This window comes from Saccharicrinis aurantiacus (assembly GCF_947489045.1).
In the GTDB taxonomy this organism is placed as follows: Bacteria; Bacteroidota; Bacteroidia; order Bacteroidales; family Marinilabiliaceae; genus Saccharicrinis; species Saccharicrinis aurantiacus.
Map to the genome: position 1 here is coordinate 1 of NZ_CANLCN010000018.1, position 14,689 is coordinate 14,689.

The 14,689-nt window shown below is 35.3% G+C and carries 14 protein-coding genes; 5 read left to right on the forward strand and 9 right to left on the reverse strand.

Annotated features, from left to right (window positions below; all coding sequences use genetic code 11):
- Positions 1-251 (forward strand): transposase (locus QMO11_RS17350; RefSeq protein ID WP_282038749.1); only part of this gene is annotated, 251 nt, incomplete at its 5' end.
- Between the two features lie 167 nt (positions 252-418).
- On the opposite strand, the gene QMO11_RS17355 is transcribed toward QMO11_RS17350, so the two are convergent.
- The 3 genes from QMO11_RS17355 to QMO11_RS17365 form a co-directional block, all read right to left on the reverse strand.
- Positions 419-1,222, reverse strand: coding sequence for a carbonic anhydrase (locus QMO11_RS17355; RefSeq protein ID WP_282038751.1), 804 nt, complete (start codon positions 1,220-1,222; stop codon positions 419-421).
- 486 nt (positions 1,223-1,708) lie between these two features.
- Positions 1,709-3,352: a sulfatase family protein gene (locus QMO11_RS17360; protein ID WP_282038753.1), complete on the reverse strand. Its 1,644-nt coding sequence runs from the start codon at positions 3,350-3,352 to the stop codon at positions 1,709-1,711.
- 61 nt (positions 3,353-3,413) lie between these two features.
- The gene (locus QMO11_RS17365) at positions 3,414-4,868 is read right to left on the reverse strand and encodes a sulfatase-like hydrolase/transferase (RefSeq protein ID WP_282038755.1); all 1,455 of its coding nucleotides are present in this window, start codon (positions 4,866-4,868) and stop codon (positions 3,414-3,416) included.
- Positions 4,869-5,280: 412 nt separating this feature from the next.
- Between QMO11_RS17365 and QMO11_RS17370 the strand changes: the two genes are divergently transcribed.
- Positions 5,281-6,192 (forward strand): SMP-30/gluconolactonase/LRE family protein, encoded by a 912-nt coding sequence (locus QMO11_RS17370; protein WP_282038757.1) that lies wholly within the window; start codon positions 5,281-5,283, stop codon positions 6,190-6,192.
- Positions 6,193-6,323: 131 nt separating this feature from the next.
- On the opposite strand, the gene QMO11_RS17375 is transcribed toward QMO11_RS17370, so the two are convergent.
- The 6 genes from QMO11_RS17375 to QMO11_RS17400 form a co-directional block, all read right to left on the reverse strand.
- Complete coding sequence (locus QMO11_RS17375) at positions 6,324-7,055, reverse strand: outer membrane lipoprotein-sorting protein (protein WP_282038759.1); 732 nt, start codon at positions 7,053-7,055, stop codon at positions 6,324-6,326.
- A 38-nt stretch (positions 7,056-7,093) separates the two neighbouring features.
- Complete coding sequence (locus tag QMO11_RS17380; RefSeq protein ID WP_282038761.1) at positions 7,094-8,365, reverse strand: ABC transporter permease; 1,272 nt, start codon at positions 8,363-8,365, stop codon at positions 7,094-7,096.
- Positions 8,366-8,487: 122 nt separating this feature from the next.
- Positions 8,488-9,657, reverse strand: a complete 1,170-nt coding sequence (locus tag QMO11_RS17385) for an ABC transporter permease (RefSeq protein WP_282038763.1) — start codon at positions 9,655-9,657, stop codon at positions 8,488-8,490.
- Complete coding sequence (locus QMO11_RS17390) at positions 9,658-10,347, reverse strand: ABC transporter ATP-binding protein (RefSeq protein ID WP_282038765.1); 690 nt, start codon at positions 10,345-10,347, stop codon at positions 9,658-9,660.
- A 27-nt stretch (positions 10,348-10,374) separates the two neighbouring features.
- Positions 10,375-11,520, reverse strand: a complete 1,146-nt coding sequence (locus tag QMO11_RS17395) for a hypothetical protein (protein ID WP_282038766.1) — start codon at positions 11,518-11,520, stop codon at positions 10,375-10,377.
- Positions 11,513-12,097: a TetR/AcrR family transcriptional regulator gene (locus QMO11_RS17400; protein ID WP_282038767.1), complete on the reverse strand. Its 585-nt coding sequence runs from the start codon at positions 12,095-12,097 to the stop codon at positions 11,513-11,515. Before QMO11_RS17400 ends, QMO11_RS17395 begins: the two co-directional genes overlap by 8 nt.
- 125 nt (positions 12,098-12,222) lie before the next feature.
- On the opposite strand from QMO11_RS17400, the gene QMO11_RS17405 reads away from it, so the two are divergent.
- From QMO11_RS17405 to QMO11_RS17415, 3 genes are all read left to right on the forward strand, one after another.
- Positions 12,223-12,942 (forward strand): YoaK family protein, encoded by a 720-nt coding sequence (locus QMO11_RS17405; protein ID WP_282038768.1) that lies wholly within the window; start codon positions 12,223-12,225, stop codon positions 12,940-12,942.
- Between the two features lie 242 nt (positions 12,943-13,184).
- Positions 13,185-13,658 (forward strand): hypothetical protein, encoded by a 474-nt coding sequence (locus QMO11_RS17410; RefSeq protein WP_282038769.1) that lies wholly within the window; start codon positions 13,185-13,187, stop codon positions 13,656-13,658.
- Positions 13,659-13,784: 126 nt separating this feature from the next.
- Entirely contained in the window at positions 13,785-14,672 is an 888-nt protein-coding gene (locus QMO11_RS17415; protein WP_282038771.1) for a LysR substrate-binding domain-containing protein, read from the forward strand.
- Positions 14,673-14,689 lie beyond the last annotated feature (17 nt).

The window sequence follows — 14,689 nt, forward strand, 5'->3', positions numbered from 1 at the left end:
AAATAAAAAAGAACATGAAGAATGCATTGATGCACATACACGATAAAGTTCTTCTCAAAAAGAGAGCTCTCATTGAAACTGTAAACGATGAACTAAAAAATATCTGTCAAATTGAACATACGAGACACAGGTCATTTGAAAACTTTCTTTCAAATCTAATTGCTGGTTTAATAGCATATCATTTCTTACCTAAGAAACCCTCTTTAAATATAGACATCATAGATAATGACCATATTAATAAGGCTGCTTAGATCGAACTCACGTTAATGTAGTATTGGTATAAATTATTACAGACTGAGACAGCATACTTTTTGATACACCTACTCGCATATAACTAAGCAATACGAAACAAGAAAGCCGCACTTAATAAATGCGGCTTTTATTTTATGACTGGCAAGATACCTTGCTTTTGTTTAAGTTACAGGTCAGCTAACTCACCAATTTTTCTATCGTATAAAGGTTGTACAGGTCTGTTATTATGGTCCGGCATTACTTTGTGCAAAGCTTCAAGCTGTTCGTGTGTGGCTTGCATATGTGTTTTTCTAACAAACCAGTTTACACCTTCAGTGCAAGGAGGTGTGGTTAACGAACCCTCATAAACATAAAAGTCATCATGTTCTGAAAAGGCACTTTGCGCACAAATACTTTCAGTAACCGTAGTGGTTTCACCTTCTTTGGCGGGAATATGATGCGTAAGTCTTTCTATAAAATCATTCGGTTCGCCTTCTTCAATAAATACCCCTAGTACTGAGATATGCCCGTCTTCAGATACATGTACAAAGTGCGCTTCGCCGGCTAACTCTTTACCATCAATAGTATGCTCACTTGGAAAATGGAAATGAAATTGTTTTAAAATAAAATCTTTGCCATTCACATTCAGCATGTTCTTTTGAGCATCGTTAAAGTTAACCTGTATTGAATGACCATTATTTACAAAATCAACACCTGAAACATAACTGTAATTTTGGTGTATTTCTATATCGGTAGATGTAGATAAGTCGGATGAAATATCGATTGGCGATTGGTGGTGCCCCTTACATTCTGAGTAAGCCGGACATAGTTTATCCCACTGCTCAGGGCCTTCATCCCCTTCGTATCCCCAATGGGCAAGTTCTGTGTCATCATGTTTCTCATGCGTTGTACATGCCTTTTTACCAGAGTTGTTGCAAGCAAATGTCAATGATAATAGCATAGCGGCTATTATAGATTGAATAGGTTTCATCTTAATATGTTTATTTGTGAGCCGCAAATGTAATTTTTATGTGTTTTAAAGAAATTAAAAATCTGTTAAAATAAGTAATAGTAATTAATACATATAGCTTCTAAATAAGGTGGCTTGTTGTAATAAATATCATTATTCAACTGCTAGGCGGTATGTTTTAGGGGGTATGTTATATTATTTATTGTGTTTTCCATTTGGCTTTCTCGATGCGTTTCAGGGTCGTACTTTTAAAGGTAATTACACTTCGCGTATGATCAATTTTATTGCTGCCGATAAGGATCGGAGATTAAATAACGTATTTAGCAAACTAGGCATTGGGATTTCAGATATCAGCCATAGACAAAAGAGAGTTTGAGAAGATAAAAGTGTACTGAGATCCGTTTGTTTTACTCAAAAAAAAGTAGCAATTCAGAAGATTCACTCTCTGATTTGCTACTTTTTCACTAACCTATATAGTTGTGTTATATTTTACTCAAATCGATACGCTTACATGTCATCCCAATGCGCATCGATAATCTCTTTTAGTTGCGGGTAGTTGTTGTCCTCCTCGTTGAGTTCCTTTCTTTTTGCAGTCAACTGTTGTTTAAGTTCTTTGATAATTGGAGCATATTCAGGATTGCTGTATTTATTATCCATTTCGTTAGGGTCCGATTTTAAATCGTAAAACTCCCATGCAACAGGTGTTTTCATTGCCGGTACGGGCCTTTTCTTTTTGCCTTCAGCTTGCCAATTGGCAAATCTTGAATCGTAATTAGCGCCATAAAACATAATGAGCTTATAGTCTTTTGTTCTGATTCCGAAATGCGCTGGGTTATTATGTCTGTGTGCCATGTGCATCCAATACCTGTAATAAGTGGCTTGTTGCCATCCATCAGGTTCTTCACCTGTTTCAAGTATATGAGCAAAGCTATGTCCTTGCATATATTCAGGAGTCTCAGCTCCAGCTAACTCAAGGATAGTTGGTGCATAATCTGCGTTGTTTACTATTGCATTTGTTCTGCTTCCGGCTTCTATTTTTTTAGGGTAGCGAACCATAAATGGCATGCGCATAGCTTCTTCATACATCCATCTTTTGTCAATGTAATCGTGTTCGCCAAGCATAAAGCCTTGGTCTCCTGTGTATACAATAATGGTATTGTCCATTAAACCTTCTTTTTCAAGGTAGTCGAAAATACGTTTCACATTATCATCTACTCCTTTTACGCAACGTAGGTATCTTTTTAAGTACTCTTGATAAGCTAATTTTTTGTATTCATTTTCCGGTAGGCTTTGATCAATATCCATATGCATACCCATGTTACGTATTACATTTCGATGACCAATAGATGAACCAATAGTATCTATTAAACTGTTGTTGTAACCTCTGGTTGCTACCGATCCATTATTTTGGTTATCATATAAGCTGGCAGGTTCAGGAATCTCAACATCCTCTAGATAATTTGAATAGCGTGGTGCAAATTCAAACATATCATGTGGTGCTTTAAAATGATGTAAAAGCATAAATGGCTTGCTTTTATCTCTCTTGTTCTGTAACCAATTGAGTGAGGCATCTGTTACAATATCAGACGAATGACCCTCGTATCTTTTACCTGCGAACGTACCTTTTGCACGATGAACCTTATAATTATATACTGAGTCGGTGCTACCTTTTTCGTACATAACCGGATTAAAATATTCGCCTTGGTTGTAAAATACCTTGTAATAATCAAAAGCATTAGGCTGATCTTTCAAATGCCATTTGCCAATTACCGCAGTTTCGTATCCTATTTTTCGCATTTCTTGCGGTAGATATTGCTTGTTGGCAGGTAGGTGTCCGTCTAAATCTAGTACCCCGTTAGCCTGACTATATTGCCCTGTAATGATTGTTGCTCTTGATGGTGTACATATCGCATTTGTGCAGAAGGCATTTTCAAATAACATACCTTCGTTTGCAATTCTATCAATATTTGGTGTAGGATTTAGTTTTGCCAAACGACTGCCATATGCACCAATGGCTTGCGATGTATGATCATCAGACATGATGAACAAAATATTTGGCTTTTTAGGAGTCCCTATTTTTTTCACCTTTCCATTACACGCTGATATTATAGCCATCAGAAGTATAAATAGTGCGAGTTGTATTTTTTTCATATTATTTTTTAGTTTGTTTCTTCGAATTATAGTTAAAGACTATTATGTCTTTGTATCGCCTTTATTCGTGTTTTTGCTTTTTAACTTTTTGAGGATTCTTTGGTAAAGCACCTTCATAAAACTGATCTCTCTTTTTATGATAGTCTTTATAACCAAGCATATTACATGGAATATTATTTTTGTTCCATTCAGTCCAACTTTTGTAAAGTACCTCTGCACGTTCGGGGTGCTTGCTCATTAAATCTTTAGCTTCACTAGCATCATCTGGTAAATAATATAATTCAGGTTTATTGCTGTCTTTGTCATTTACACTTTTCATTTTATCAGATGCTAATATGGCCCAGTTTTTTCCATTGCCGCCACGCCAATAAATGAACTGATGCGGAGCACCTTTATCTTTACCTGAGGCAAATGGGATTAAATCAACGCCTTCCATTTGAGGAGACGTGTTGGCATTAGCACCTGCAACAGCAACGGCAGTTCGTGCAATATCGAGTGAGTTTACAGGGTATTCAATTACCGTATTGGCTGGTATTTGTGCGGGCCAAGATGCGATAAATGGTACATGTACCCCACCATCGTAAAAGTTGCCTTTTCCTCCTCTGAAAGGTTTGTTGCTTGACCCATTTCCTTTAGTTGGCTGCTTGGTAGAGCCTATTGGACCACCATTATCACTTAAAAAGAAAACCAAGGTATTCTCGTAAATATCGTTCTTCTTTAGTGCGTTCATTACCTCGCCAATACCGCGGTCCATAACATCAATCATAGCGCCATATACTTGGCGTTTTTTATTTTTAATGTGTGCGTAACGTTCAATATCTTCTTTAGGGGCTTGCAATGGCATGTGTGGGGCATTGTAAGCTAGGTACAAAAAGAATGGGTTGTTTTTATTTTCGTTTACAAAGTTTACTGCATCGTGACTTAAGGCTGTGGTTAAATACCCTTCGAAATCAGCAGGTCGTTTATTGCGAACCAATCCTTGTAAATATGCTTCCCATACGGGTTTTGTCATGTCTATTCTGAAATAATCATGACCACCACCTAGAAAACCATAAAAATAATCGAAGCCTCTGTTATTCGGATGAAAATCTTCAGCAGCACCTAAGTGCCATTTTCCTATGGCGCCAGTTTTATAGCCAACTTCTTGTAAGCGCTCAGGAAATAATTTTTCACTCTTGCTTATTCCTAAGTTTGGGTTAGCCGGGTCATAAGCCGGATTTGTTTCGAAGCCAAAACGATAAGGGTAACGTCCCGAGAGTAATGCGGCTCTACTTGGTGCACAAAACGAATGGTTTGCGTAGCCATGCGTGAATATTGCTCCTGAAGCTGCTATTTTATCAAGGTTGGGAGTAAGTATATCTGTTGCTCCTGTAAATCCTGCATCCTGATATCCCATATCATCAGCCATAAAAATAATGATGTTGGGTTTGCTTGCAGTGTTTTGTGCATTACAATAAACAGAGCTTAAAGCAAGAACAAATAGCGAGGTAATCAATGAGCGTTTAAGTAATTCCATTAGAAGTATATTTTTAAGTCGTAATACAAATATGGAATTTAGAGCTCAATATAAACGGGTACTAAACAGGGTAAAAACCAAGGCTGTTTGGTTTTCTGCATGTTTATACTAGTATTATGATAGGGGGTAAACGTATGTGATACGCTCCGTACTTGCTTAGTTTATAGGCTAATTTGATTAATGAATTGGGAGGTGTTAATTAATTATAGAGTAGTTCTTTTTAAGGGTAATGGGTATTACCTTTTTATCTATGAATTAATAAAGAAGCATAGCTTTTCTTATACTGGATTTGGTATTCAATTCATTATGATTACATTTTTACTTTGATTAGCTTTAAGTTGCGTTTTGTATAGTTTACACTAAAGCCATTGCATAGCCTGAAAAAGGTTGTTTAACTTTAATTCTTAATTTTATGAAAGTAAAAATATTTCTTCAAATTGTAATTGCATGTCTTTTCTTTACAAATAAATTGTATTCTCAGAATAGTGCTACAAGTAAATTCGAATCAGCTCCAGTTATTATTGGCGAGGTTGAAAAGTTAGCGGGTGGTTTTGTCTTTACCGAAGGTCCTGCAGTGGATAAGGAAGGCAATGTGTTTTTTACGGATGTACGTCAACATCTTATAATGAGGTGGAGTATAAATCAAGAGCTGGATACTTTTAAAGTAAATAGTGGACGTGCCAATGGTTTGTATTTCGATAAAAAAGGTAATTTGTTGGTTTGCGAAGGTGAAAAAGGACAAATTACATCAATCAGTCGAAATGGTGATTATAAGATAGTGGCAAGTGAATATAAGGGTATTCGATTTAATCAGCCTAACGATATTTGGGTAGATAAAAAGGGAGGTGTTTATTTTACTGATCCTTTATACGGAGGCAATGATTCTGATATTCTCCAAGATGGAATGCATGTGTATCACATTCATCCTAAAAGCAATATTGTAACCCGTGTTTGCGATGATCTTGAAAAACCAAATGGTTTAATAGGTGCGCCTGATGGCAAAACACTATATGTTACCGATGCCCAAGCTGGAAAAACCTATAAGTACGATATTGATAAAAATGGAGTATTACAGAATAAAACTCTTTTTGTTGGAGTGGGCTGCGATGGAATGACAATAGATATTAAAAACAATGTATACATAACGCCACGTGGTGAATCAACTGTAGATGTTTATTCGCCTTCAGGGGAGTTGGTCAATTCAATAAAAATACCAGAACGGCCAACTAATGTTTGTTTTGGTGGTGAAAATAGGAATCACTTATTTATTACAGCACGTACCTCTATTTACAGGGTTGAGTTAACCGTAGGAGGTGTGGAGTAGTGAAATATTACTTACGTTTGAGAATAAGAGTGTCGTTTCTGCTTATAAGAGGCTTGCGTGTTTGCCCCAAGCCTTTTTTAAGCAGAAATATATTTACTTCGGATACAAGGACAAAATTGTCATTTAGCACCTTACTGTTTTAGTGCGGCTTTTGTAAATATATATTCAGGAATATCTTGATTGAATTTAATGCTGATAACATTCATATCTGTTCCTTTTCCTTGTTTAAGCATATCTTTGTAATTCATTTTAGTGGGATACCATCTATTATTAAATTTTTTAACCTCACTTACTGTAAATTGTTTTAATAGTTGTCCGCTTTTAGCATAGAGTTCCTCCTTAAGGGGAATGAACTTTTGTTTGTCGACCCACATTTTTCTGCTATAATATGCAATGTCGGTTACTGTGGCCTTGAGTTCTAAAATAAATACTGTCTTACCATCATACTCTTCTTCTCCAATAATATTAGCTTCATATACTTCACTTAGTTTTCTATCGTCCATGGCATCTTCGTAAGACATATCAGACCCCATTACTGATTGACGAAGCATGTGTCCGGATATTTGTATGGTACGATCGGTGCTAGGCGAGTATATCCAAAGCTTATCAGTTAGCTTTAGCATTTTTGTGCCTTTTTCGCGAGCTGGTGAAAGGTATTCGGTAAACGATTTTTCAGTTCCTACGGTATAGGTAATGGAAGTGATGGTTCTGCTGTTTCGCTTGCCATGAATTGTCATGCTTGATTCGATAATTTGATTATCAGATGACATGTTATCGTCGATTTTTTGTAGAATTTCGGAACCGGTCTGTGCCCCTACTGAAATGGATAAAAGACTTAATATGATGATGGCTATGTATTTCATGATTTTATTTTTTTGTTGATTAAAAAGTTATAACTCCACTAGACCTCTAATTCTTTAAAAAGAGTGGCTGTTTTTCTTTTGTAGATTGAGTATCCGGCAAGAGCATTACCTAAAGTCATGGCAAATAAGCCTGGTATAAAGCCAATGTAAAATAAATCAGGCGTTACTATAGCTCTGTATACTGGCGGCATCATCATATCTACGTTTTTCATTAAATCACTAAAATCGATTCCATTCTCTTGGAGGTAAAAGCAGGCACCTAATCCGAATATTGTCCCTACAACAGAACCAATAGAGCCTATAATAATAGCTTCGTAAAGGATGGTTTTATAGATGTGGCTTTTTTCTTCGCCCAAAGCTAAGCGAACGCCATACTCGCTATAACGACGCAGACCGCCCAATAGGCCAGTATTCCATAAAACAATTGACATGGCTACGATAAATATAAATACCATTATACTAGTCATATTTTCAGCTTGCATTAACATCTCTTTTAGTCCGCCTTGATCGGTAAGTTTATACATTTGTGGTGAATATTCATCATCGGCTTTGGTGTACTTATTATTGAAATTGGTTTTAATAAGTTCAGCCTGATTATCGTTATAGTCGCCGTTAAAATACCCCAATATTTCGCTGGTAACATCAAGCATATCTAAGGCTTGTTGGGCATCGCTAATGTCAATAATTATGGCACCTCTATCGAGGGCACTCATTCCAAAATTTAAAGTGCCCGAGACTTTAAAAGTTTGAAAGGTCATACTTCCATGCATGGTAGATCCAAATAAAGTAATATCATCACCTACGTTTACTCTAAATCGTTCTGCAAAATCATTACTGATTAAGGCTTGTCCGTTTTTGCTAGGCAGGCTTCCTTTAACCAATGATTTGGTAATATTCATTCTGTTGGCCTCGTGCGAGTTTGGGCTTAGTAAATCAATTGCTTTTCCGATGGCCAGACCTTGTGCCCGAGTTTCCCCATTGCTATCCGGAACATCCAGCAGGCCTCCGAAGTGGATGCGTTGTACCCATTCCATTTCTGAATTCTCTTTTTGCAAGATACTCACCCATTGATTGGCATCCATCAGCGCTAAATCATTAGGCAATTGCTTTTCGTTTTCAGCATAGGCTTGGGTCATTACCTTAACGTGGCCTGTTGTAAATTTGGCATTAAGGTCAATCATATCTGTAAAGATACCCTTCATCCATCCACTCATAAAAATGGTTAGAAAAACCCCAATGGAAATAATAATAACCGGCAGCAAACTTCGGCTTTTATCTCGTAATATACCTTTAAATAGAAATTGTATCATTTGAGTATAATTAGTCTTCTTATATTTTTGTTGCTCAATGTTTACTTGAGCTTAGTATTGAGTTAATTAAGTTTTTATATGCGAGTTTTGTATGTAATTATAGAAAAGCCTTGAGTTATTCGTTATTGAATTTTTCCTTTTAAAGCTTCTGTTGGTTTAAGTTTCGCAATTTTACGTGCTGGCATATAACTTACTATTGTTGCCGAAATAATAACCAATAGGAGTGAGCTTATTATTAATCCTAAGCTATAGTAAGGGTAAATGGTATCGGCAATGGTGATGCCCGCATCTTGCGAGTTTGCCGCCATTGGAATGCCAACCTTGTTGAGCCATATGAATAGTGGTATGCCATAGATAGCTCCAACTAGTGCAGCTAAAATGCTATGTGCTCCTCCTTCAACGGTGAAAACACCTACTACTTGAGAGCGTGTCATACCCATTGCAATGTAGGTTCCAATTTCTTTTTGTCGTCGAAAAATTGACAATACTTGCGTATCGAATATGGCTAAGAGTGCAATTATAAGGAGGAGGCCACTCATAATAATTCCTCCGGCTTTTTTGGATTGTATCATAGCATCAAAATCAGCTAATAAAAAGTCGGGTGTTTTAAATTCCCAATTTGTAATATCGTCTAATTTAGAATCCTTACCAGCAACTAAGATGCTTGCCTCATTTGTCATTCCAGTCATTTTTTGCAACACTTCAATGTTGAGATACATATTGCCATTTTCAACTGAAGGAACATCCGTTTTAAAGATGGATGCAATCTTAATTTCTATTGCATCAAACATTCCATTTTTATCGCGCCAACGCACCAATACTTTATCTCCAACACTCAGTTTATTTTCATCAGCCATGCGTTTACCTATTATTGCGTTGGTTTCATTTGAGCGAAACCTTAAATCCGACGTGGGTAATTTTAAAATATTTTGCTCTGGATCAACCCCTTTCAGTAATACGTTCTGCATCCTACCTTGAGGGTACATATTGGCTTGTACTAATAAAATGGGAGTGAGTAAGCCTTCTTTTATTTGTTGTATAATTGGTTCTGATATAATTTGATGAGCATCTTGGTAGGTATATGGGTCGTATCTGTCGAATGAAGGTTCCCAATACTGGCCTTGACCAATTTCCCAGTCTTGGGTATCGTTGCGGGCTTGCCGATTCCAACCTTCAATCATTCCGTTATAAAATATCATCAGCACAAATGCGAATGAAAGAACAGAAACATTCAGCCAAGTGCGCAAACCTGCACCAACTAAATTTTTATATGCGAGTTTTAAGGCAATCATTTAAGCATTTTTTATAGTGTCACTGATTACTTTACCATCCTCGAGCGAAATAAGTCTATTTAAATATTGCATTACTTTTTCATCATGTGTAGAAAATAGAAAAGTTACGCCCAATTCCTTATTTAGCTTTTGCATGGTTTGCAGAATATGATGCGAATTTTTTGAATCGAGATTAGCAGTAGGCTCGTCAGCTAAAACAATTTGTGGCTTTTTAACCATGGCACGAGCTATAGCAACACGTTGACACTCTCCTCCAGATAACATGCTAGGTTTCGACTTTACCTTATCCGTTAATCCAACCCACTCCAAAGCCTCCATTACTGCACTTTTGCGTTGTGCCGCATTTTTGTTTTGAAGCAGAAGTGGGAATTCAACATTTTCATATACCGTGTAAACAGGTAGTAGGTTATAGGTTTGAAAAATAAATCCGATATGTTGATTTCTCAGCATAGCTGCCTCTTTGTGACTTAACTCAGCAATTGACTTATCCATAACAATGGCACTCCCATCGCTTGGAGTATCTAAAGATCCAATGATATTTAATAGAGTTGTTTTACCAGATCCACTAGGGCCTACAAGTCCAGTGAATTCGCCCTCCTTAAAATTTAAATTAATATCATTTAAGGCAGTAAACTCTCCGTTACCAACAGGATATCTTTTTACTAAGTTATTTAATTGTATGATGTTCATTATATATGAATTGTTGTTGATTTTGTTTTAATGGTTAAATACAAACATAAATTGAATGCCCTTTCCTGCATATAGATTTTGTATTCCTCCAGTAGGGACTACTGCATTTTCGGGATTCCAGTATGCCATTAAGTAAAATGTGGTTTTGTCGAAACTACGAAACCAATTTACGAAATTATAAATCTGTTTTTGTTCCCAGTTATAGTAGCTTATTGCTTGTATATTATCAAACATTCCTATGGGATACATCATCGAAAGAGCTGTGTTGTTATTTGTATTGGCAAACTCAAAAGCATTTTCATCGTTAGAGAAAAGCATATGCTCAAGGGTTACATTAAGTCCAGCACCAAGGTTAAAAGTATAATCACTTCCTAAAGTAAATATTTGTTGATGCGTTAGTGCGCCTACATATTTCGATTTATTTACATATGCACCTTCAAACCAAAGACCAACAACCAAATCCCATTTGCCGTCTATTCCTATTCTGTTTTCAGGGATCTTTTCATATTCAGGAATCACACCTTCAAATTCCTCTGAGTTTGCCACTCTATGATGATAAGAAATTCCGGTTTCTCCCATGGGTACTGGAAATTGAATTCTACCACCAAATTCTGGAATAGTTTTATTAGTGCCAATTACTTCCATCCCTTTTTGGTTGTTATTCCCATATAAGCTCCATAACCATATATTGGCATTGTTTAGAAAGTAATACCTAGCAAGAGCACCATAAACCCCATCAGTTAGTTGTAGCGGATCGCGCGGATCTACTTGATCGAACCAACGCAGCGCACGTAAAATTTGAGCCGTACCAAAGTCAATTTTTTGGAGGCCTATTCTAACCTCAAGTTGATCTGTAGAATATCTTCCCCATAAACGATAAGGGTTTAGGCTAGCGTTACCCTCTGCTTTGTCCCAAAATTGAATTCCCACATCGCCAACAGCATTGGCCGAAGCTTCAAAATCGATTTTATAATTTGTATTAGTGTTGAATTCATAATTTAGTTGCGGGATATAACGAGTGCCTACATAAACGGGATATGTATTATTGTTATTATAATGCACCCAACTAGATAGTTGACCTTTAAACTCGAGTTTGTTTTCTTCTTCTTTCGATTGCGAAAACGCGTTTAATGAGGCGAAAATTAGAATTGATATGTGTAAGATTTTATTCATCTCGAACTCCTAAGCCATAAAATAAAAATCGCATGGATTCCATGATCAACTCTTCAGGGTTCTCATATTGATTTACTAAATTAGGATTCTCAAATATTAAATTCATTTGATTTAATTGAAATAAAACAAAGTCTATTTTTATGTCAGATCTCATCAGTTTATTTTTCTGAGATTCAATTAAGAAATCAATAAACAAATTGAGAGACTCCTTTCCTTTTTCTTCTATTAATAAGGATAATTTATCATCCTGTAATTGATTGATATCTTTTAATAGTTCGATACTAATACCTTGGGCGCTTTTTCGTTTGAGAATAAAGAGCTGTTTCATCTTTTCTGTGAATTCAATATTTGATGACAAGATTTCTTTGAATTCGTTTAACGATTCATCATAAATTTCGGATAGGATTGAATGAACAAGGGCTATTTTATTGGGGAAGAATTTATAGAAAGTCATTTTACTAACTTTTGCTTCTCTACATATTTCCTCAATACTAACACGTTTAATACCATATTTCCAGAAAAGGTCTTTTCCTTTAGTACTTATGGCAATTAATTTTGGTTGTTTTGTAGATGTCATTTTAGTACAGAATTTTCGTAAATGTACGAAAAATATCAATTAGTACAATTATCGTCTATTTTTATAGTAAGTGATTGACTGTGTAAGAAACTTTATTTTGTTAATTTCGCCTTAAAATAAAACCAATGTTCAAGCATCAAGGAAATACTCGCACTTTAACACACAATTTGAGATTAGCAGTAGTTTTATCTTTCGTAGCAGGCTTGGTAAATATTACCGGTTTACTATCGTTGGATATATTAACCACTAATGTAACAGGTCATTTTGCTTTTTTCGTTCAAAAAGTGTCGCAGTTAAATATTAGGGGAGGACTTGTGTTTTTAACTTATGTAAGTTCATTTCTCTTTGGTTCGTTTATATCAAACTTGATTATGGAATTTTTTAGGCATAATCGAAAATTAAATGTGTACCTCGTTCCAATACTTCTTGAAGCATTATTGTTAATATTCATTGTAATAATTGGCTTAAATATGGAGGAGCATTCTTTTGTAATAAGCAACTTGCTATTACTGTCAATGGGACTTCAGAATTCATTTGTTACTAAAATATCCAATGCCGTTGTGCGCACAACCCACCTAACCGGATTATTTACAGATTTAGGTATAGAATTGGCTCAACTTCTTTTTGAAAAAGATAAGGTGAAGCGTAGGGAAATTCAATCAACAATCTCATTGCGTATTTCCATAATAGCTTTCTTTTTTATAGGTGGTCTCGTTGCAACAATTCTATATATTAATTTGGGCTTAGGCATGGTAAGCTTACTATTGGCATCTATAATTTTAATTCTCAGTTTAATTTATGATGATCAAAAGTTTATATCTAAACGTACTATTATTCGCTATTAAATTGGTTTGGGGTGTTGTTTGTTAATCCAACATAATGTTATTACAAGGGATATTTTACTGCTAGTAGGCCTGTGGTGAGGCTTAGAATAATATTTTTACATATGTAAAATTTAATATGTAAAAAGTCATTGTAAATAAGTGTTAAACTTATGTGTTAAATATCAATAAATTGATTAACATTACACTCAATTATTATGGGGATAATAATTTAATATTTTAAGAGCTAACTTAAATCTACTGTTATGGGATTAGATAATACTATTGTTTTCTTTAACGAGCAGTTAGAAGAAACAAAAAGCGAGTCTGAAAAGAAGGCTTTAAACAGATTTGTTGTTGTTTTAAAAGACTTGAATAAGAAAGACCTGTCAGTTGATGAGATAAAATCTATTGAACAACAGATTGCAAACCTTGGTATACAAGCTAAAGTTAATAATAAGGGATCATACGTAAATAGGCGATTAGCTGAGTTTGAACGATACCTGCAGCAGCAATTTAAATTTAGACCGGTAAATTACCATAGGTCATTTGGAATTATTTTAGGCTTAAGTTTTGGTATTGCATTAGGCTTTTCCATTGGGTCTTTATTTGAAGGTTTATTTGCCTTAATTGTAAGCCTTATATTTACAACTATTATTGGAGGAAGTATTGGGCATTTGCTAGGTACTAAAAAGGATTTAGCCTATGCTAAAGATAATAGGCTCTACGAAAATAAATAGAGTTCGATTTATCCGAAATAAAAAATATTAAGCGTGTTCTTTTATTGTGTTTATAAAACATGATATAAGGACATTTTTTTTGTGCTAACTTAAACTCATTAAGCGTAAATAGATTTCTGTTTAGTTATGGATTATAGAGATAAAGTGTTTTTAGTTGTAGCCGAGAATTTAAGCTTTTCTAAAGCTGCAAGTGAGTTGTTTATCAGTCAGCCCGCAGTAACCAAACATATTAAAGAGTTGGAAAGAAAGTTGCAAATATCTGTTTTTGAACGCAAAGGAAATCGGATTTATTTAACTAAGGCAGGTAAGTTGGCCTACTCAAATTTAAAGAAAATTGAACAGTTATACCAAAATATGGAATTTGAGATTGGTAGGCTTAATGATACTTTTAAAGGGGAGCTTACCTTAGCAGCTAGTTCAACAATATCTAATTATATTTTACCCAAAATGATGGCTTCGTTTCACAAGCGATACCCTAAAATACAACTCGACTTAATAAGTGGGAATTCGTTTAAAGTAGAACAAGCTTTAATGAATAACGAAGTAAATGTTGGTTTATTAGAAAACGATACTGTCCATTCCGATTTAAAGTACTCAAAATTTATGGATGACGAATTACTTGTGGTAACTGGGGTTAAAAGTATTTATGCCAAACGAAAACAAATTAGTCTAAGCGAGTTTAAAGAAATGCCATTAGTTCTGCGCGAAAAAGGCTCAGGTACCTTGGAGGTGGTAATGACAAAACTTAAAGAGGCTGGTGTTTTGGCAGAGGAATTAAATACATTAATTCACCTGGGAAGTACCGAAGCAATAAAGTCGTTTCTTCACGATTTTGATGGAATTGCTATTGTGTCAGAGCAGTCCGTTTTAAATGAGCTACATCAGAATCGGATTATCAGACTAAATGTAAAAGGCCTCATTATAAACCGTGAGTTACGTGTGGTTATGCGCCATGGTTATGAAAATAAGCTGGCATCGATGTTTATTAATTTTGTCAATCAATATAACTTTTAGTTATTCGATATAAAAAA